Source organism: Enterobacter cloacae complex sp. P16RS2 (assembly GCF_014982155.1).
In the GTDB taxonomy this organism is placed as follows: domain Bacteria; phylum Pseudomonadota; class Gammaproteobacteria; order Enterobacterales; family Enterobacteriaceae; genus Enterobacter; species Enterobacter cloacae_M.
Genome location: NZ_JADCKW010000005.1, coordinates 85,756 through 105,498 on the forward strand (window position 1 = coordinate 85,756; position 19,743 = coordinate 105,498).

Here is a 19,743-nt window from a genome sequence, read left to right on the forward strand (position 1 = left end):
CATGAGTGTGATAGCGCAGGCAGGGGCGAAGGGTCGTCAACTGCACAAGTTTGGTGGTAGTAGTCTTGCTGATGTGAAATGTTACCTGCGCGTTGCAGGCATCATGACGGAATATTCACAGCCGGGTGACATGATGGTTGTCTCGGCGGCGGGCAGCACCACCAACCAGTTGATTAGCTGGCTGAAACTGAGCCAGACCGATCGCCTTTCTGCGCATCAGGTGCAACAGTCCTTACGCCGCTACCAGAGCGAGCTGATTGCCGGCCTGCTGCCTGCGGACGTGGCGGACGGGCTGATCGGCGCCTTCACGCATGACCTTGAGCGTCTGGCTGCCCTGCTGGACAGCGGGATTACCGACGCGGTGTATGCCGAAGTGGTGGGCCACGGTGAAGTGTGGTCCGCGCGCCTGATGGCCGCCGTGCTGCAGCACCTGGGCGTGGAAGCGGCCTGGCTCGACGCGCGTGATTTTCTGCGCGCCGAACGCGCCGCGCAGCCGCAGGTGGATGAAGGGTTGTCCTACCCGCTGCTGCAACAGCTGCTGGTGCAGCACCCGGGCAAACGTATTGTCGTCACCGGCTTTATCAGCCGCAGCAACGCGGGCGAAACCGTGCTGCTGGGTCGTAACGGCTCCGACTACTCGGCAACGCAGATTGGTGCCCTGGCGGGCGTCTCCCGCGTCACCATTTGGAGCGACGTGGCCGGTGTGTACAGCGCGGATCCGCGCAAAGTAAAAGATGCCTGCCTGCTGCCGCTGCTGCGTCTCGACGAAGCCAGCGAGCTGGCGCGTCTGGCCGCGCCGGTACTGCACGCGCGCACGCTGCAGCCGGTTTCCGGCAGCGATATCGACCTCCAGCTGCGCTGCAGTTACACCCCGGATCAAGGCTCCACGCGCATTGAGCGCGTGCTGGCGTCCGGTACCGGGGCGCGTATTGTCACCAGCCACGACGACATCTGCCTGATTGAGTTCCAGGTGCCTGCGGGCCAGGACTTCAAGCTGGCGCATAAAGATATCGACACGATCCTGAAACGCGCCCAGGTGCGTCCGTTGGCCGTTGGCGTGCATAACGATCGTCAACTGCTGCAGTTCTGCTACACCGCTGAAGTGGCGGACAGCGCGCTGAAAATTCTGGATGAAGCTGGCCTGCCGGGCGAGCTTCGCCTGCGTCAGGGGCTGGCGCTGGTGGCGATGGTGGGCGCGGGCGTCACCCGTAACCCGCTGCACTGCCACCGCTTCTGGCAGCAGCTGAAAGGCCAGCCGGTGGAGTTCACCTGGCAGTCGGAGGAGGGCATCAGCCTGGTCGCCGTCCTGCGCAAAGGCCCAACCGAGAGCCTGATTCAGGGCCTGCACACCTCCCTGTTCCGCGCGGAAAAGCGCATCGGTCTGGTGCTGTTCGGGAAAGGCAACATCGGTTCCCGCTGGCTGGAGCTGTTCGCCCGCGAACAGGTGACGCTCTCGGCGCGTACCGGATTCGAATTCATTCTTGCGGGCGTGGTGGACAGCCGCCGCAGCCTGCTGAACTACGAAGGGCTGGACGCCAGCCGCGCGCTTGCCTTCTTTAATGATGAAGCCGTAGAGCAGGATGAAGAGTCGCTGTTCCTGTGGATGCGCGCGCATCCGTATGACGATCTGGTGGTGCTGGACGTTACCGCCAGCGAACAGCTTGCGGATCAGTATCTGGATTTCGCCAGCCACGGTTTCCACGTTATTAGTGCGAACAAGCTGGCGGGGGCGAGCAGCACCGATAAATACCGCCAGATCCACGACGCGTTTGAAAAAACGGGGCGCCACTGGCTTTATAACGCCACCGTTGGGGCTGGCCTGCCGGTTAACCACACCGTGCGTGACCTGATTGAAAGCGGCGACAGCATTCTGGCGCTGAGCGGTATCTTCTCCGGCACGCTCTCCTGGCTGTTCCTGCAGTTTGACGGCACCGTACCCTTCACCGACCTGGTGGATCAGGCGTGGCAGCAGGGCTTAACCGAGCCCGATCCGCGCGTTGACCTTTCCGGCAAAGACGTGATGCGTAAGCTGGTGATCCTGGCGCGTGAGGCCGGTTACGATATCGAACCGGATGCCGTACGCGTCGAATCGCTGGTGCCTGCCGGCTGTGAAGAAGGTTCTGTGGATCATTTCTTTGAAAATGGTGAAGAGCTTAACGAGCAGATGGTACAGCGTCTGGAGGCGGCGAACGAGATGGGGCTGGTGCTGCGCTACGTGGCGCGTTTCGAGGCCAACGGAAAAGCGCGAGTCGGCGTCGAGGCGGTGCGTCCTGAACATCCGCTGGCGGCGCTGCTGCCGTGCGATAACGTCTTCGCCATCGAAAGCCGCTGGTATCGCGATAACCCGCTGGTGATCCGTGGTCCTGGCGCGGGGCGCGATGTCACCGCTGGAGCCATTCAGTCCGACATCAACCGTCTGGCTAAGCTGCTGTAACTCCTCACCCTGGCCCTCTCCCCGGACCGTACAGTGGGAGAGGGCACCTGTCAGGACAGATTAAACCAACCGGTTTTTCGCATCCGCTATCGCCTGCGCCACCTGCTTAGGCGACACGCCGCCTTTCGCGGCACGTTTATCCAGGCAAGACTGCAGCGCAAGGATCGGATACACATCATCCCCGATAACCGCGCTGAACTTCTGTAGGTCGGCCAGCGCCAGATCTTCCAGCGGTTTACCCTGACGAATGGCTTCCACCACCGCTTCACCCACAATATGGTGCGCTTCACGGAAGGGTACGCCTTTCGCCACCAGATAATCCGCCAGTTCGGTAGAGTTCGCATAGCCCTGCTGAGCCGCTTCCTGGCAGCGCGGACGTTTCACCTGAATGCCGTCCAGCACCAGCGCGCCCATATGCAGACAGTCCAGCCAGGTGTCGAGCGCGTCGAACAGCCCTTCTTTGTCTTCCTGCATATCTTTGTTATACGCCAGCGGCAGCCCTTTCAGGGTCATCATCATGCCGGTCAGCGCGCCCTGCACGCGGCCACACTTGCCGCGGATCAGCTCCAGCGCGTCCGGGTTTTTCTTCTGCGGCATCAGGGATGAGCCTGAGGTCACGCGGTCGGACAGCTCGACGAAGCCCGCTTCGCCAGAGTTAAAGAAGATCAGGTCTTCGGCAAAGCGCGAAAGGTGCACCATTCCGATAGACGCATTGGAGAGCAGCTCCAGCACGTGGTCGCGGTCGGACACGCTGTCCAGGCTATTACGGGTGGCGGAGGCAAAGCCCAGCCAGCCTGCCAGCTGCTCACGGTCGATTTCATACGCCGTACCGGCCAGCGCGCCGCTGCCCAGCGGGCTGACGTCCAGACGTTTCAGGGTATCCTGCAGACGGCTTTCGTCACGCGCAAGCATCTCGACGTAGGCCAGACACCAGTGTGCGAAGGTCACCGGCTGCGCGCGCTGCAGGTGGGTATAACCCGGCATCACCGCGTCCTGGTTGTTCTGCGCGGTCTCCACCAGCGCGCTCTGTAGCTGACGGTTAGCCGCCAGCAGTTCGCCAACGGTATCTTTACACCACAGCTTCAGATCGGTGGCGACCTGGTCATTACGGCTGCGGCCGGTATGCAGCTTTTTACCCAGCTGGCCGACTTTGTCGATAAGCTTGCCTTCCACCCAGCTGTGAATATCTTCAGCATCGCTTTCGAGGATCTGCTGCGGGTTAAGACGCACCTCTTCCAGCAGATTGTTCAGCGCTTCTTCCAGCCGTAATTGTTCGTCTGCGGTCAGTACGCCCACCGTCACCAGCGCTTTGGACCAGGCCACAGAGCCGACAATATCCTGTTCGGCCAGGCGGTAGTCGAAGCGCAAAGAGTCGTTGAACTGTTTGAACCGCTGATCCGCTGCCTGTGTAAAACGCCCACCCCAAAGTGCCATAACATGATTCCTTTATTCGTTAGTTCTGCCGGGTGGCGCTTCGCTTACCCGGCCTACGGTCATTCAATAAAAACTTACGCTAAAATACGCGTGCCAATCGGCGTGCCGTTAAACAGCGCCGGCAGTTGTTCCGCGTGACGCCAGGAGGCGATATCCACCGGACGGCCCAGCGTGCGTGCGGCATCCAGCGCGGCGTTCACTTTGACGATCATGCCGTCGGTAATAATACCCTGAGCAATCAGCTGCTCGGCTTTCTCAGCCGTCATTTCCGCAATGCGCTGGCCTTTGCCGTCCAGAATGCCGCTCACGTCGGAAAGCAGGATCAGATCCGCGCCCAGCGTTGCCGCGAGCGCGGTCGCCGCCTGGTCAGCGTTGACGTTCATCAGCTCGCCCTCTTCGGTCACGCCGATAGAGCTCACCACCGGCAGGAAACCCCCTTCCAGCAGCGTGTTAATCAGCTTAGGCGAACCTGGCTGCGCCAGTCCAACGTGGCCGAGCTCTTCGTCGAGCTGGGTCACTTTTACGCTGTCGCCATCGCCCAGATAGAGGCCGACGGATGCGATGTGGTGTTTCTTCGCCCACGCCAGCAGCGTTTTGTTCGCCGTGCCCGCCAGCGCGCCGGTAATGATGTCAATCTGATCGGCAGGCGTGACGCGCAGGCCGTTCTTCTTTTTCACCGGCAGGTTGAGCCCTTTCATTAGCTCGTCCACCACGCAGCCGCCGCCGTGCACAATCACCAGCGGACGCTGGTGTGATTCGCGATAGTTCACCAGCGCGGTAAACAGACGCTCCAGCGCTTCTTCGCTGTCCAGCAGTACACCACCGAGTTTGATAATTAATGGGTTCATCATCACACCTTAAATAAGAGCCTGCGTTTCCGGGAAGCCGAAACGAATATTTGCACACTGCATTGCCTGTGCGGCAGCGCCTTTGAGTAAGTTATCTTCCGCGGCGACCACAATCAGATGCTCGCCCTGCACGGCAAAGCCGATGTCGCAGAACGGCAGGCCGACCACGTTTTTCAGCGCCGGCACGCCTTTGCCGTACAGGCGCACCAGCGGTTTGTCCGCATACGCCTGCGTGAAGGCCTCGTTCACCTGCTCTTTGGTCACGCCCGGCTTCAGGCGACAGGTAATGGTTTCGAGGATCCCGCGCGGGAAGCTGCCCAGGTGCGGCGTGAAAATCACCTCCGCGCCCAGATGCGTCGTGATTTCAGGGTGATGACGGTGATTAAACACGCCATACGGCTGAAGGCTCACTTCGCAGAAGCTGTTGGAGATAGCCGCCTTGCGGCCTGCGCCGCTCACGCCGCTGGTGGCGTTGATCACCGGCCACTGGCTCAGATCCAGCAGGCCCGCGTCGATCAGCGGCTTCAGGGAAAGCTGCGCCGCCGTCGGGTAGCAGCCCGGAACGGCAATCAGGTCCGCTTCTTTCAGTTTGTCTGCGCTCCACTCCGCCAGGCCGTACACCGCTTTTTCCAGCAGATCCGGATGCTGATGGGTGAAGCCGTAATATTTTTCGTAAAACGCACCGTCGTTCACGCGGAACGCGCCGGAAAGGTCGAAGACCACGCAGCCGGCCGCCAGGAACTGCGGCGCCAGGTCGTGGCTGACCTCGTGCGCGGTGGCTAAAAACACCACGTCGACGCCGTCGGTAAACTCGCTGATGTCAGACATGGGCTGCAGCGGCAGATCGACAATGCCCTTAAGCTGCGGATGCAAATCGGAAATTAACTTTCCTGCATCATTGCTTTGCGCTGACACGGTCAAAGCGGTTATGGTCATATGTGGATGGCGATTCACGTAGCTTACAAGCTCTGCGCCCGCATAACCGCTAGCGCCTACAATCAGCGTATTCAACATCGGGTTCCTTTATGCTCAACGTTAGTGTATTTTTATTCACATTTATTGCATGAATATTGATACTATCACGACCTAAGGTGTGTCAACAATGAAAATGAACTTACCGCCATTTATCGAGATCTACCGCGCCCTGATTGCCACACCGTCCATCAGCGCAACGGAAGAAGCGCTGGATCAGAGCAATGAGTCTTTAATCAATCTGCTGGCTGGTTGGTTTAGCGATCTTGGGTTTAACGTTGAGGTTCAGCCCGTCCCCGGAACCCGTCACAAATTTAACCTGCTCGCCAGCACCGGAACCGGTGCTGGCGGCCTGCTGTTGGCCGGTCATACCGATACGGTACCGTTTGACGACGGCCGCTGGACGCGCGATCCGTTCACCCTGACCGAGCACGACAACAAGCTCTACGGTCTGGGCACCGCCGACATGAAAGGCTTCTTCGCCTTTATCCTCGACGCGCTGCGTGACGTGGACGTGACGAAGCTGAAAAAACCGCTCTATATTCTGGCGACCGCCGATGAAGAGACCAGCATGGCGGGCGCGCGCTACTTCTCTGCAAACACGTCGATTCGCCCGGACTGCGCGATCATTGGCGAGCCGACTTCTCTGCAGCCGATCCGCGCGCACAAAGGCCATATTTCTACCGCCGTGCGCGTGCTGGGCCAGTCCGGCCACTCCAGCGATCCCGCGCGCGGGGTGAACGCCATTGAGCTGATGCATGACGCCATCGGCCGTATCATGACCCTGCGCGACGATCTGAAAGAGCGCTACCACTACGACGCGTTCACCGTGCCGTATCCGACCCTGAACCTCGGCAGCCTGCACGGCGGCGATGCCTCGAACCGCATCTGCGCCTGCTGCGAACTGCATATGGACATCCGCCCGCTGCCGGGCATGACCCTCAGCGATCTCGACGGCCTGCTGAATGAAGCTCTGGCTCCGGTGAGCGAGCGCTGGCCGGGCCGCCTGACGGTCTCCGAACTGCATCCGCCGATCCCGGGTTACGAATGCCCGCCGGACCATCAGCTGGTTGAGGTGGTGGAAAAGCTGCTCGGTGAGAAAACCGACGTGGTGAACTACTGCACCGAAGCGCCGTTTATTCAGACGCTTTGCCCTACGCTGGTCCTGGGCCCCGGCTCCATCAACCAGGCGCACCAGCCGGATGAATATCTGGAAACCCGCTTCATCAAGCCAACCCGCGAACTGATTACCCAGGTTGTGCATCACTTCTGCTGGCATTAAAACCGCACCGTACATCCCATAGGGGAGAGGACTGCGCGATGCGGTTTTTTCCCCTTTACCCAAAGGGGTGTACGGTCCTGGGGAGGCGATGTCTCACTCCCTACCACCCATCATGAACTTTCTTCATCTTTCCTGAGCAAACCTCACCGTTATTGTTGATTATTTATGTTGACGTCCCTCCGCTTTTCCGTCATTTTTACATCTGGACGTCTAAACGTATAGAAGTTCACAACACAACAAATAACGACATGCGATTGATAGAGGTAAGGTATGAGCTTTTTTCACGCCAACCAGCGGGAAGCACTGAATCAGAGCCTGGCCGAAGTAAACGGCCAGATTAACGTCTCTTTTGAATTTTTCCCGCCGCGCACCAGTGAAATGGAGCAAACCCTGTGGAGCTCTATCGATCGTCTTAGCAGCCTGAAGCCGAAGTTCGTTTCCGTGACTTATGGTGCTAACTCCGGCGAGCGTGACCGTACGCACAGCATTATTAAAGGCATCAAAGATCGTACCGGTCTGGAAGCGGCGCCGCATCTCACCTGTATCGACGCGACCCGCGACGAGCTGCGGGCCATCGCCCAGGATTACTGGAATAACGGCATTCGTCATATCGTCGCACTGCGCGGTGACCTGCCGCCGGGCAGCGGTAAGCCGGACATGTATGCCGCCGATCTGGTCGCGCTGCTGAAAGACGTGGCTGACTTTGATATCTCCGTTGCCGCTTATCCTGAGGTGCATCCGGAAGCGAAAAGCGCCCAGGCCGATCTGCTTAACCTGAAGCGTAAAGTGGACGCCGGCGCGAACCGCGCCATTACCCAGTTCTTCTTTGATGTGGAAAGCTACCTGCGTTTCCGTGACCGCTGCGTCTCCGCAGGCATCGACGTTGAAATTATTCCGGGTATTCTGCCGGTCTCTAACTTCAAACAGGCGAAGAAGTTTGCTGATATGACCAATGTTCGCATTCCGCTGTGGATGTCCAAAATGTACGAAGGGCTGGACGATGACCCGGAAACCCGCAAGCTGGTGGGGGCCAATATCGCGATGGACATGGTGAAAATTTTAAGCCGTGAAGGGGTGAAAGATTTCCACTTCTATACGCTGAACCGCGCGGAGATGAGCTACGCCATTTGCCATACGCTGGGCGTTCGTCCGGCGTAACAAGCACAAAGCCCTCGTTTTACGAGGGTTTTTTTGTCACGCGAATAGTTAAAAGGTATTAGCTATCGAATCTGTGGATTAATTCAACTATAACTTATTGCTAGTGGTGTATATCGTAACGGTAACACTGTAAAAGGGAGCATAGCGATGAGCACGTCAGACGAGACCAATAAAGCGGCATCGGTCGGCAAATGCCCGTTCCACCAGGGCGGCGTCGATCACAGCGCGGGGGCAGGTACAGGCAGCCGCGACTGGTGGCCAAAACAACTCCGCATCGATCTTCTTAACCAACATTCCAATCGTTCGAACCCGCTGGGTGAAGACTTCGACTACCGCAAAGAATTCAGCAAACTTGATTACTCCGCCCTTAAAGGCGACCTCAAAGCCCTTTTAACCGACTCTCAACCGTGGTGGCCTGCCGACTGGGGCAGCTATGCGGGCCTGTTTATCCGTATGGCCTGGCACGGCGCGGGTACCTATCGCTCCGTTGACGGACGCGGCGGTGCCGGACGCGGTCAACAGCGCTTTGCGCCGCTGAACTCCTGGCCGGATAACGTGAGCCTGGATAAGGCGCGCCGTCTGCTGTGGCCAGTCAAGCAAAAATACGGACAAAAAATTTCCTGGGCCGACCTGTTTATCCTCGCGGGTAACGTGGCGCTGGAGAACTCTGGCTTCCGTACGTTTGGTTTTGGTGCCGGGCGTGAAGACGTCTGGGAACCAGACCTGGACGTGAACTGGGGTGATGAAAAAGCCTGGCTGACCCACCGTGACCCGGAGGCGCTGGCCAAGCGTCCTCTGGCCGCCACCGAAATGGGCCTAATCTACGTTAACCCGGAAGGGCCAAACGCCAGCGGTGAACCTCTGTCTGCTGCAGCGGCAATTCGCGCGACCTTCGGCAACATGGGGATGAACGACGAAGAGACCGTTGCGCTGATCGCGGGCGGCCACACCCTCGGCAAAACCCACGGCGCGGGTGAAGCCACGCACGTCGGCACCGACCCGGAAGCCTCGCCGATTGAAGCGCAGGGCCTGGGCTGGGCCAGCACGCACGGCACGGGCGTTGGCGCAGATGCCATTACCTCCGGTCTGGAAGTCATCTGGTCGCAAACCCCGACCCAGTGGAGCAACTACTTCTTCGAGAACCTGTTCAAATACGAATGGGTGCAGACCCGCAGCCCGGCGGGAGCGATTCAGTTTGAAGCCGTGGATGCGCCGGAAATCATGCCTGACCCGTTCGACCCGTCGAAAAAACGCAAACCTACTATGCTGGTCACCGACCTGACGCTGCGTTTTGATCCGGAATTCGAGAAAATTTCCCGCCGCTTCCTGAACGATCCGCAGGCCTTCAACGAAGCCTTCGCGCGCGCGTGGTACAAGCTGACGCACCGCGATATGGGGCCAAAATCCCGTTACCTTGGCCCGGAAGTGCCGAAAGAAGATCTGATCTGGCAGGATCCGCTGCCGCAGGCGGTGTTCAATCCGTCGAAAGAAGACATTGAAAGCCTGAAGGCGGAAATCGCTGCCTCTGGCCTCTCCGTGAGCGAACTGATTTCCGTTGCCTGGGCATCAGCGTCGACCTTCCGCGGCGGCGACAAGCGTGGCGGCGCCAACGGCGCGCGTCTGGCACTGGCCCCTCAGCGCGACTGGGATGTGAACGCCGCAGCGGTTCGCGCGTTGCCGGCTCTGGAAGCTATCCAGCGCACCACCAACAAAGCCTCTCTGGCGGATATCATCGTGCTGGCGGGCGTGGTGGGCGTTGAGCAGGCGGCGAAAGCGGCAGGCGTTTACGTCAACGTTCCGTTCACGCCGGGCCGCGTCGATGCGCGTCAGGATCAGACGGATATCGAGATGTTTAACCTGCTCGAACCGATTGCCGACGGCTTCCGCAACTACCGTGCGCAGGTGGATGTGTCCACCACTGAGTCACTGCTGATCGACAAAGCCCAGCAGCTGACGCTGACCGCGCCTGAGCTGACGGTGCTGATCGGTGGCCTGCGCGTGCTGGGTGCCAACTTTGATGGCAGCAAGAATGGCGTGTTCACCGACCGCGAGGGCGTGCTGAGCAACGATTTCTTCGTGAACCTGCTGGACATGAACACCCAGTGGAAGGCGACCGACGAATCTAATGAACTGTTTGCCGGAAGCGATCGCGCCAGCGGTGAAGTGAAATACACCGCCACCCGCGCCGATCTGGTCTTCGGTTCTAACGCCGTTCTGCGCGCGCTGGCAGAGGTTTATGCCAGTGATGATGCGCATGAGAAGTTCGTCCGTGACTTCGTTGCCGCATGGGCGAAGGTGATGGATCTGGACCGGTTTGACCTGCAGTAACCCCTGTGCCGGGTAGCGCTGACGCTTACCCGGCTTACGGGCAAAAAAATCCCCGCTAATGCGGGGATTTTTATTCACGCTATTTACTCCCACTTCTGCAGGTACCGCTGCCCATACTGGTCGGCCACCAGCAGCGCCGCATACACCTGATCCGGCGTTACGCCGCCGGGCATGTTGTGGATAGTTTCCCCTTCGGCACAGGAGGCTTCCGCGATCAGACGCATTTTGGCCGGAATATCCTCTTTGATGTTTAGCTGCGCCAGCGTGATCGGCAGCCCAACGCTGTGACAAAGCGCGGCGACGGTCTCTATTTCTTCTACCGGCGCGTTTTCCAGCACCAGCTGCGTCAGCGTGCCAAACGCCACTTTTTCACCGTGATAGAAGTGGTGCGCATCCGGTACCGCCGTCATTCCGTTATGAATAGCGTGTGCTGCCGCCAGCCCGCCGCTTTCAAAGCCTACGCCGCTGAGATAGGTATTGGCTTCGATAATGCGTTCAAGAGCAGGCGTCACCACATGCTGTTCTGCCGCCAGCATCGCTTTTTCACCTTCTTCAATCAGCGTGTTGTAGCACAGCTCGGCCAGCGCGAGTGCTGCCTGCGTACATTTGCCGCCCGCCATGGTGGTCGCGCCGCTGCGCGAGCAGGCGCGTGCTTCAAACCACGTCGCCAGCGCATCGCCAATCCCGGCGGCCAGCAGGCGTGCCGGCGCGCCCGCTACCACTTTGGTATCGACGATAACCATGTTCGGGTTGTGCGGCAGCATCAGGTAGCGATCGAACTCACCGCTGTCGGTGTAAATGACGGAAAGGGCGCTGCACGGCGCATCGGTAGAGGCGATTGTTGGCGCAATAGCGACCGGCACATCCATAAAATGGGCCAGCGCTTTGGCGGTATCCAGCGTTTTACCGCCGCCGATACCCAACACCGCCAGACAGTCGGCGCTGTCGGCCAGTTTTTTCAGTCGGTCGATTTCATTTTGTGAACATTCGCCGCCAAACGGTACGATTTCGGCATGCAGTTCGGCCTTTTTAAAACTCTGACGCAGGGTCTCTTCGGCAAAACCCAGCACAAATTTATCGCCGACGACCAGCCAGCGGTTGGCCAGAGGCTTCAGATAGTCGCCGAGACGGGTAAGCACATCAGCGCCCTGGATATATTTTCCCGGCGATTGAATGATACGGTCCATAACAGTTCTCCCTTAGAGGTTGAGGTTACCAAACGCGTTTTTCCAGTCCTGCTCGAACTTCTCTATGGCTGACTCTACCGCTGGCGTGCCGAGCATTTGTTGCGCTACGTCTAAGGGAAGCGTGATTGCTTCACATCCGGCGAGCAGGCAGTCCAGCGCCTGCCGCGGCGTTTTGAAGCTGGCGGCCAGCACTTTGCTTTCCGGCGCGTGCAGTTCCAGCAGGGATTGCAGCTCCTGGACCATGCGAATGCCGTCACCGCCCTGCGCATCGACGCGGTTTACGTACGGCGCGACATATTTCGCGCCTGCCAGCGCGGCGAGCAAACCTTGTGCCGCGCTATAAACGGCGGTCCCCAGCGTGGTTATACCCTCTTTTTTCAATGCCTTAATCGCGATGAGCCCCTGAGCCGTCACCGGGATTTTCACCACGATGCCGGGGACGGCGTTACTCAAACGTTTTGCCTCCGCTACCATGCCTTCTGCATCGCGGCTCATGGTTTGAGCAAACAGCGTGCCTTCCGGTCCAGTGGCTTTTTGCAGGCGCGGGAGCACGTCCCAGATGGATTCATGGCTGGCGGCAATGATGCTCGGGTTGGTGGTAACGCCCGCAATAGGGAAGATGCGGGCCAGACGTTCAACTTCCGCCACGTTGGCGGTATCCAGATACAGTTCCATTACTCTTCCTCGTTTCAGAGTTCTAATTCGTGTTGCAGCAGGGAGGCGATGGCCTCTTCTGAGCTGGCGTTGACCAGCGCACTGCGGAAATCGTCATGCATGATGCGGCGGGCCAGGCGGGAGAAAATACGCATATGCTGATCGCCAGCGGCGTGTTTGTTCAGCGTAAGCATGATGATGAACTGTGCTTCTTCATCTCCCCACATGACGGGGGATTTCAGGCGCGCAACGCTGATGGTGGATTGCTCAATATGCTCAGACTTGCTGTGCGGGATAGCAAAGCTAAAGCCGAGCCCGGTGGAGAAGACGGCCTCGCGCGCCCACAGGTCGGCCTCCAGTTTGCGGGGGTAGCGGCAACGTCCGGCGAGCAGCAGGTTATCGGTCATTCCTTTCATAACCTCTTCTTTGCTGTTCCAGTCATTGTCCAGCGAAATGCAGCGAGGTGTGACCAGCGGCGTGTCCTGCTGATTCATGCGGAACTGCGCCAGCAGGTGTTCCACTTCAAGCGAAGTGCGACACGCCATGGCCTGGTTCAGCAGCTGGCGGCAGGCGCGGCTATCAAGCTGTGCCAGGCGCGCTTTGGTTGCCGGAATAGCGGGCGACCCCATGCTCAGCTCGTCCAGTCCCAGACCCACCAGCAACGGCAGCACTGAACCTTTTGCGCCCAGCTCTCCGCACAGGCCAATCCATTTCCCCTGGTGATGGACGGCCTGTACCGCATAATCCAGCGCCCTCAGGAAGGCCGGGTTCAGGCTGTTGTAGTGGCGTGTGACTTTGGCGTTGTCGCGGTCGACGGCCAGTAGATACTGCGTCAGGTCATTGCTGCCAATGCTAAAGAAATCAATTTCTTCGCAGCACTGATCGATGATGAACATCACCGAAGGTACTTCCAGCATGATGCCGAGCGGGATTTTTTCATCGAACGGAATGTGTTCATCCCGGAGCTGCTGTTTCGCTTCAGCAAGTTTCTCTTTCACCCACAGGATCTCTTCCATAGAAGAGATCATCGGGATCATGATCTTCAGGCTGCCGTGAGCAGAGGCGCGCAGGATCGCCCGAAGCTGAGTGGTGAAAAGGGCTGCATACTCTTCGTAAATACGTACGGCGCGGTAGCCGAGGAACGGGTTGTTTTCGGCCGGGATATTCAGGTACGCCACCGGTTTATCGCCGCCGATATCCATGGTGCGCACGATAATGCTGCGCCCGTTTGCGCTTTCCAGCGCCTGACAGAAAATGTTGTACAGCTCGTTTTCGCCGGGCGCGCTGGTACGGTCCATATACAGCATTTCGGTGCGAAACAGGCCAACGCCCTCGGCGCCTTTCCCGAATGCTGCCTGCGCTTCCACCGCGTGGGCGATGTTTGCGGCGATCTCAATGCGCAGGTCATCGGCGGTTCTGGCTTCCCGATCGAGCCAGATGCGCTGCTGCTCGCGTAGTGCCTGATGTACCCGTGCTTCCTGGCGGTAGTAGCGCGCCACCGCATCGCTGGCGTTGACCACGACCGCACCGGCATTGCCATCAATAAATACGGGCTTATTGCGCCACTGCAGCAGGCTTTCACTGTCGACGCCGACCAGCGTCGGAATATTAAAGGAACGTGCAAGAATAACGGTGTGCGAGGTTGTTCCGCCGCTTTTTAACAGCAGCCCCTTAAGCAAGGTTTTATCGAGCTCCAGGAACTGGCCGGGCGTAAGATCATCCGCCAGACAAACGGTCGGCTGCGTCAGCTGGCCCGGCGCGGGGAAGCGCTGTTCACCGTAGATTTGCTGCAGCAGCTGATAGCAAACATCGCGCACATCCAGCACGCGTTCCTGCAGATAGCTGCTGCTGGAACGAGAGAACGCATCGCAGAAATGGTTGGCTGTGGCGATTGTCGCTTGCGCGCAGCTTAGCCCCTGACTCACGCCCGCAAGCAGATGCTGGCGTAAAGCGGTATCTGTCGCCAGCGATCGATGTGCCTCAAGAATGGCGCTGGCGGTGCTGTCGCTGTCCAGCGCGCGCAGCTCAATGTTTTTCACCAGCAGGGTGAGGCCTTTATCCAGCGCTGACTGCTCTTCTTCCACGTTTTTCGCGTCGGGTAAATCCGTCAGTGCATTGAGATCCAGCGAGGTCTGCAAGGTTAACACGCCCCGGGCGCTGCCGCTGCAAACGGGCAGGGCGCGAAAAAGCGTTGGATTAAGGCGCGTGAGAGATTCTGGCAGCGGATCAAGCTCGGTATTAGGGGCTTTCGCAAGCGGCGCGTCGCAGTGGGGAAACTCTTCCCGGAGCCATTGTTCCAGCTGTTGATGGGCGCTCTGCTCATCTTCACCGTGGATCACCAGACGACAGGCGTCGCCTGCCAGCGTGTCGGTGCCAATAAGTGCCAGTGCGCTCTTGGCATTCCCTTTGCGGTCTGTGCGCAGGTTGTGCCACTCGATCTGTGAGATAAACGTATTGCACAGCGTCTCCACATGACTTGCCGGACGCGCGTGAACACCGTTGGGCAATTCACAGGTAAATTCCACTACCAGAGCCATACACACTCCTGAAACTCATCATCATTCATTGGGGAACAGCATACGAGTGTGTTGATGGCGCGCGCCATGTGACAAATCTGCCAAAAGCTGGACAAATGTAATATCAGCTGAAAAGTGAGATTTGACTCACAGGTTATGGTGGTTTGTCTTATGCGTAACGTCTATCCGAAATGTCGAGGCGGATCGCATTTTTATTTCGATATTACAAAAATCCAGTAAATGGCCTTTTTGTCTCCTGTCCACCGTCTTCCTGATTGCCTATTGTTTGCCACAACATCTTTATGGTTTTAGGCCAGGAGCGACATATGAAAGAGTTGGTGCATATTCTCAAGAACACGCGGCAGCATCTGATGACCGGGGTGTCGCACATGATCCCGTTCGTGGTCGCGGGCGGTATTTTGCTGGCGGTTTCGGTCATGCTGTACGGCAAGGGCGCGGTACCGGATGCCGCAACCGATCCTAACCTCAAACAGCTATTTGATATCGGCGTGGCGGGGTTAACGCTGATGGTGCCTTTCCTGGCCGCCTATATTGGCTATTCCATTGCCGAGCGCGCCGCGCTTGCTCCCTGCGCTATTGCCGCGTGGGTCGGTAACAGCTTCGGTGCCGGTTTCTTCGGCGCCATTATTGCCGGGATCCTCGGCGGGATTGTGGTCTGGTATCTGAAAAAACTGCCGGTCCCGAAAGTCCTGCGCTCCGTCATGCCTATCTTCATCATCCCTATCATCGGCACCTTTGTTACCGCAGGCATCATGATGTGGGGTCTGGGCGAACCTGTTGGTGCGTTGACGACGGGCTTAACCCAGTGGCTGCAAGGGATGCAGCAGGGCAGCATCGTTGTGTTGGCCGTCATCATGGGGTTGATGCTGGCCTTCGACATGGGCGGCCCGATTAATAAAGTCGCCTATGCCTTCATGCTGATCTGCGTTGCTCAGAGCGTCTACACCGTGGTGGCGATTGCGGCAGTCGGTATCTGTGTGCCACCGCTGGGATTAGGCCTGGCGACGCTGATTAACCGCAAGAATTTTACCGGTGAAGAGCGTGAAGCGGGTAAGGCTGCATTAGTGATGGGCTGCGTGGGGGTTACCGAAGGGGCCATTCCGTTCGCCGCTGCCGATCCTCTGCGCGTTATTCCCTCCATCATGCTGGGATCCGCGTGTGGCGCAGTGACGGCTGCCGTGATGGGGGCGCAATGTTATGCCGGCTGGGGCGGACTTATTGTTCTCCCTGTGGTGGAAGGCAAACTGGGCTACATCGCGGCGGTTGCCGTAGGGGCGGTGGTGACGGCCATTAGCGTCAACGTGCTGAAGAGTATTGCCCGCAAGAATGCAAAACAGGTCGAGGAAAAAGAGGACGACCTGGATCTGGATTTTGAAATTAACTGAGTGAGGAAGAGAACATGGCCCGAATTATCGCAGTAACAGCATGCCCGTCAGGCGTTGCCCATACCTACATGGCGGCCGAAGCGCTAGAAAGCGCAGCTAAGGCCAAAGGCTGGGAAGTGAAGGTTGAAACGCAGGGGTCGATTGGTCTTGAGAACGAGCTGAATGCTGAGGATATCGCCGCAGCGGATATGGTGATCCTGACCAAAGATATCGGCATTAAATTTGAAGAGCGCTTTGCCGGGAAAACCATCGTGCGCGTCAACATTAGCGACGCGGTAAAACGCGCCGACGCCATCATGAACAAGATTGATGCCCACCTGGCGCAAACCGCCTGACGCTCTCCCGCCCTTCGGGGCGGGCTCGTTTTCCGTTACAGGAGTTCCCTCATGACGAATCGTACCCAGCGTTTGAAAGACGCACTTTTTGCCAGTCCGCGTGAAATCTCGCTTGAGCGTGCTTTGCTCTATACCGCCAGCCATCAGCAGACGGAAGGCGAGCCGGTAATCCTCAGACGTGCAAAAGCCACGGCGTACATTCTTGACCATGTGAACATCGCGATTCGTGATGAGGAACTGATTGCCGGCAACCGGACCGTTAAACCGCGTGCAGGCATCATGTCTCCTGAGATGGATCCGTACTGGCTGCTTAAGGAGCTGGACCAGTTTGCCACGCGTCCGCAGGACCGCTTTGAAATCAGCGAAGAAGATAAGCAGATCTACCGTGACGTGCTGTATCCCTACTGGGAAAAACGGTCGATGAAGGATTTCATCAACAGCCAGATGACGGATGAGGTGAAAGCCGCTGTGGGGACGCAAATTTTCAGCGTCAACCAGACCGACAAAGGGCAGGGGCATATCATTATTGATTATCCGCGCCTGCTCAATAACGGCCTGGGTGCGCTGGTGGAGGAATTGCGCGAGCACTGCGCCCGCGATGCGCAGAACACGTTCTATGCCGCCGCACTGATTCTGCTGGAAGCTTCCCAGCGTCATATACTGCGCTATGCATCACTGGCTGAAGAGTTGGCTGAAAGCAGTGACGCAGCGCGGAGTGAAGAATTACGGAAGATTGCAGAAATCTCGCGCCATAACGCGCAGCATAAGCCGCAAACGTTCTGGCAGGCGTGTCAGCTCTTCTGGTACATGAACGTCATTTTGCAGTATGAATCCAACGCCAGCTCGCTCTCCATCGGGCGCTTTGACCAGTATATGCTGCCCTTTTATCAGGCCTCGCTCTCACAGGGCGAAGCGCCCGCTTTCCTGAAAGAGATTCTGGAATCGCTGTGGGTGAAGTGCAATGACGTGGTTCTTTTACGCTCGACCAGCAGCGCCCGCTATTTTGCCGGATTCCCGACCGGGTATACCGCACTATTGGGTGGCCTGACGGAGAGCGGGCGTAGCGCGGTGAACGTGCTTTCCTTCCTGTGTCTGGATGCTTACCAGAGCGTTCAGCTTCCTCAACCGAACCTCGGCGTACGGGTTAACGAGCTTATCGACCGGCCCTTCCTGCTGAAAACGGCGGAGACGATTCGCCTGGGCACCGGCATCCCGCAGATCTTTAACGATGAAGTGGTGGTGCCTGCCTTCCTCAATCGGGGGGTGTCGCTGGAAGATGCGCGCGACTACGCGGTGGTTGGCTGTGTAGAACTGTCGATTCCGGGTAAAACCTACGGTCTGCACGATATCGCGATGTTTAACCTGCTAAAGGTAATGGAAATCGCGATGCAGGAGAATGAAGGCAACGCAGCGCTGAGTTATGAAGGCCTGCTGGGGCATATTCGTGCCAAAATTAATCACTACATTGCTCTGATGGTCGAGGGGAGCAATATCTGCGATATCGGCCATCGTGACTGGGCTCCGGTGCCGTTGCTCTCTTCATTTATTAGCGATTGTCTGGATGCGGGAAAAGACATCACTGACGGTGGCGCACGCTATAACTTTTCCGGCGTGCAGGGCATCGGGATAGCGAATTTGAGCGACTCGCTGCACGCCCTGAAAGGGCTGGTGTTTGAACAGCAGCGCTTAAGTTTTGACGAGCTGTTAGCCGTGTTAAACGCTAACTTTGCCACGTCTGAGGGCAAAAAAATCCGCGCCCGGTTGATCAATCGCTTCGAAAAATACGGCAATGATGTCGATGATGTCGACAACATCAGCGCTGAACTGCTGCGTCACTACTGTAAAGAGGTCGAAAAATACCGGAACCCGCGCGGCGGGCAGTTCACGCCGGGTTCTTATACCGTATCGGCACACGTACCGCTGGGGGCGGTGGTGGGGGCAACGCCCGATGGGCGCTTTGCGGGAGAGCAACTGGCAGACGGTGGGCTATCGCCGATGCTGGGGCAAGATATGCAGGGTCCGACGGCGGTACTGAAATCGGTAAGCAAGCTGGATAACTATCTGTTATCTAACGGCACGCTGCTAAACGTTAAATTTACCCCTGCGACGCTGGAAGGCGATACCGGGCTGCAAAAGCTGGCGGATTTCCTTCGCGCTTTCACCCAGCTTAAGCTGCAGCATATCCAGTTTAACGTGGTGAACGCGGAAACATTGCGTGAAGCGCAACAGCGTCCACAGGATTTTGCCGGGCTGGTGGTGCGCGTTGCCGGCTACAGCGCCTTCTTTGTCGAGTTATCGAAGGAGATCCAGGATGACATTATCCGCCGCACAGCGCATCAGCTGTGACGTGGTTGAAACGCGCGTCGACGTGGCGCGTATTTTCAACATCCAGCGCTACTCACTGAACGACGGAAGCGGCATCCGCACGGTGGTTTTTTTTAAAGGCTGCCCTCACCGCTGTCCGTGGTGTGCGAATCCGGAGTCGATTTCGCCGAAAATCGAGACGGTGCGCTGGGAGAGCAAATGCCTGCACTGTGCTCCCTGCCTGCGGGACGCTGAGGAGTGTCCCTCCGGCGCGTTCGAGCACATCGGGCGCGATGTGACCCTGGATGGGCTGGAAAACGAGGTGATGAAAGACGATGTCTTCTTTCGTTCCTCGGGAGGCGGGGTGACGCTTTCGGGCGGGGAAGTGTTGCTGCAGGCGCCTTTCGCAACTCAGTTTCTCCAGAGGCTGCGTCGTTTCGGCGTGCATACGGCCATCGAAACGGCAGGCGATGCGCCTTTGTCCCGATTAATGCCGCTGGCTCACCAGTGTGATGAAGTGCTGTTTGATTTGAAGATCATGGACACGGCGCTGGCCCAATCCGTTTTGTCTATGAATCTCCCCAGGGTGCTGGATAATTTCCGTCAGCTGGTGGCTGACGGGATAAACGTGATTCCCCGCGTCCCGCTTATTCCTGGCTATACGCTTAACGAAACGAACATGGCGCGCGTGCTGGCTTTCCTGTTACCTTCAGGAATACGGCAGCTGCATTTATTGCCCTTCCATCAGTATGGGGAGCCAAAATACCGTCTGCTGGGACAGGTGTGGGGAATGCGGCAAGCGATCCCGCCGACAGAAGATGAGGTGTCAGCGATGCGTCAACTGGCCGAGTGCGAAGGTTTCAATGTTACCCTGGGAGGCTGAAC

At 58.1% G+C, this 19,743-nt stretch carries 14 protein-coding genes; 8 read left to right on the plus strand and 6 right to left on the minus strand.

Annotated features, from left to right (window positions below):
• Position 1 precedes the first annotated feature (1 nt).
• On the plus strand, positions 2-2,434 hold the full coding sequence (locus INF68_RS02060; protein ID WP_029739191.1) for a bifunctional aspartate kinase/homoserine dehydrogenase II: 2,433 nt from the start codon (positions 2-4) through the stop codon (positions 2,432-2,434).
• Positions 2,435-2,494: 60 nt separating this feature from the next.
• On the opposite strand, the gene argH is transcribed toward INF68_RS02060, so the two are convergent.
• The 3 genes from argH to argC form a co-directional block, all read right to left on the minus strand.
• A complete protein-coding gene (gene argH, locus INF68_RS02065; RefSeq protein ID WP_023309680.1) occupies positions 2,495-3,868 on the minus strand; it encodes an argininosuccinate lyase in 1,374 nt (457 codons plus the stop codon).
• 74 nt (positions 3,869-3,942) lie between these two features.
• Positions 3,943-4,719: an acetylglutamate kinase gene (gene argB, locus INF68_RS02070; RefSeq protein ID WP_090420882.1), complete on the minus strand. Its 777-nt coding sequence runs from the start codon at positions 4,717-4,719 to the stop codon at positions 3,943-3,945.
• 6 nt (positions 4,720-4,725) lie between these two features.
• A complete protein-coding gene (argC, locus tag INF68_RS02075; RefSeq protein ID WP_126786983.1) occupies positions 4,726-5,730 on the minus strand; it encodes an N-acetyl-gamma-glutamyl-phosphate reductase in 1,005 nt (334 codons plus the stop codon).
• Positions 5,731-5,818: 88 nt separating this feature from the next.
• On the opposite strand from argC, the gene argE reads away from it, so the two are divergent.
• The 3 genes from argE to katG all read left to right on the plus strand — a co-directional run bounded on the left by argE (position 5,819) and on the right by katG (position 10,456).
• Positions 5,819-6,970, plus strand: a complete 1,152-nt coding sequence (argE, locus tag INF68_RS02080) for an acetylornithine deacetylase (protein WP_126786982.1) — start codon at positions 5,819-5,821, stop codon at positions 6,968-6,970.
• A 270-nt stretch (positions 6,971-7,240) separates the two neighbouring features.
• Positions 7,241-8,128: a methylenetetrahydrofolate reductase gene (gene metF, locus INF68_RS02085; protein ID WP_023309676.1), complete on the plus strand. Its 888-nt coding sequence runs from the start codon at positions 7,241-7,243 to the stop codon at positions 8,126-8,128.
• A gap of 147 nt (positions 8,129-8,275) precedes the next feature.
• Entirely contained in the window at positions 8,276-10,456 is a 2,181-nt protein-coding gene (gene katG / locus INF68_RS02090; protein WP_126786981.1) for a catalase/peroxidase HPI, read from the plus strand.
• Positions 10,457-10,539: 83 nt separating this feature from the next.
• Here the strand turns inward: katG and INF68_RS02095 are convergent, their stop codons facing one another.
• The 3 genes from INF68_RS02095 to ptsP are packed head-to-tail and all read right to left on the minus strand — an operon-like array spanning position 10,540 to position 14,834.
• Positions 10,540-11,643, minus strand: a complete 1,104-nt coding sequence (locus INF68_RS02095; protein ID WP_126786980.1) for a glycerol dehydrogenase — start codon at positions 11,641-11,643, stop codon at positions 10,540-10,542.
• A 12-nt stretch (positions 11,644-11,655) separates the two neighbouring features.
• Positions 11,656-12,318: a fructose-6-phosphate aldolase gene (gene fsa, locus INF68_RS02100; RefSeq protein WP_126786979.1), complete on the minus strand. Its 663-nt coding sequence runs from the start codon at positions 12,316-12,318 to the stop codon at positions 11,656-11,658.
• Positions 12,319-12,332: 14 nt separating this feature from the next.
• Positions 12,333-14,834, minus strand: a complete 2,502-nt coding sequence (ptsP, locus tag INF68_RS02105) for a phosphoenolpyruvate--protein phosphotransferase (RefSeq protein ID WP_126786978.1) — start codon at positions 14,832-14,834, stop codon at positions 12,333-12,335.
• 305 nt (positions 14,835-15,139) lie between these two features.
• On the opposite strand from ptsP, the gene INF68_RS02110 reads away from it, so the two are divergent.
• The 4 genes from INF68_RS02110 to INF68_RS02125 are packed head-to-tail and all read left to right on the plus strand — an operon-like array spanning position 15,140 to position 19,741.
• On the plus strand, positions 15,140-16,219 hold the full coding sequence (locus INF68_RS02110) for a PTS fructose transporter subunit EIIC (protein ID WP_126786977.1): 1,080 nt from the start codon (positions 15,140-15,142) through the stop codon (positions 16,217-16,219).
• A 14-nt stretch (positions 16,220-16,233) separates the two neighbouring features.
• Positions 16,234-16,554, plus strand: coding sequence for a PTS fructose-like transporter subunit IIB (locus tag INF68_RS02115; protein WP_023309670.1), 321 nt, complete (start codon positions 16,234-16,236; stop codon positions 16,552-16,554).
• A 51-nt stretch (positions 16,555-16,605) separates the two neighbouring features.
• On the plus strand, positions 16,606-18,900 hold the full coding sequence (locus tag INF68_RS02120) for a formate C-acetyltransferase (RefSeq protein ID WP_126786976.1): 2,295 nt from the start codon (positions 16,606-16,608) through the stop codon (positions 18,898-18,900).
• A complete protein-coding gene (locus tag INF68_RS02125; protein WP_126786975.1) occupies positions 18,866-19,741 on the plus strand; it encodes a [formate-C-acetyltransferase]-activating enzyme in 876 nt (291 codons plus the stop codon). Before INF68_RS02120 ends, INF68_RS02125 begins: the two co-directional genes overlap by 35 nt.
• Positions 19,742-19,743: the final 2 nt, after the last annotated feature.

Coding starts and splice junctions, on each gene's coding strand:
- argB (WP_090420882.1), bottom strand. CDS start 4,719: ATGATGAACCCATTAATTATCAAACTCGGTGGTGTACTGCTGGACAGC.
- ptsP (WP_126786978.1), bottom strand. CDS start 14,834: ATGGCTCTGGTAGTGGAATTTACCTGTGAATTGCCCAACGGTGTTCAC.
- katG (WP_126786981.1), top strand. CDS start 8,276: ATGAGCACGTCAGACGAGACCAATAAAGCGGCATCGGTCGGCAAATGC.
- INF68_RS02095 (WP_126786980.1), bottom strand. CDS start 11,643: ATGGACCGTATCATTCAATCGCCGGGAAAATATATCCAGGGCGCTGAT.
- INF68_RS02115 (WP_023309670.1), top strand. CDS start 16,234: ATGGCCCGAATTATCGCAGTAACAGCATGCCCGTCAGGCGTTGCCCAT.
- INF68_RS02120 (WP_126786976.1), top strand. CDS start 16,606: ATGACGAATCGTACCCAGCGTTTGAAAGACGCACTTTTTGCCAGTCCG.
- INF68_RS02125 (WP_126786975.1), top strand. CDS start 18,866: ATGACATTATCCGCCGCACAGCGCATCAGCTGTGACGTGGTTGAAACG.
- argC (WP_126786983.1), bottom strand. CDS start 5,730: ATGTTGAATACGCTGATTGTAGGCGCTAGCGGTTATGCGGGCGCAGAG.
- fsa (WP_126786979.1), bottom strand. CDS start 12,318: ATGGAACTGTATCTGGATACCGCCAACGTGGCGGAAGTTGAACGTCTG.
- argH (WP_023309680.1), bottom strand. CDS start 3,868: ATGGCACTTTGGGGTGGGCGTTTTACACAGGCAGCGGATCAGCGGTTC.
- INF68_RS02110 (WP_126786977.1), top strand. CDS start 15,140: ATGAAAGAGTTGGTGCATATTCTCAAGAACACGCGGCAGCATCTGATG.
- metF (WP_023309676.1), top strand. CDS start 7,241: ATGAGCTTTTTTCACGCCAACCAGCGGGAAGCACTGAATCAGAGCCTG.
- argE (WP_126786982.1), top strand. CDS start 5,819: ATGAAAATGAACTTACCGCCATTTATCGAGATCTACCGCGCCCTGATT.
- INF68_RS02060 (WP_029739191.1), top strand. CDS start 2: ATGAGTGTGATAGCGCAGGCAGGGGCGAAGGGTCGTCAACTGCACAAG.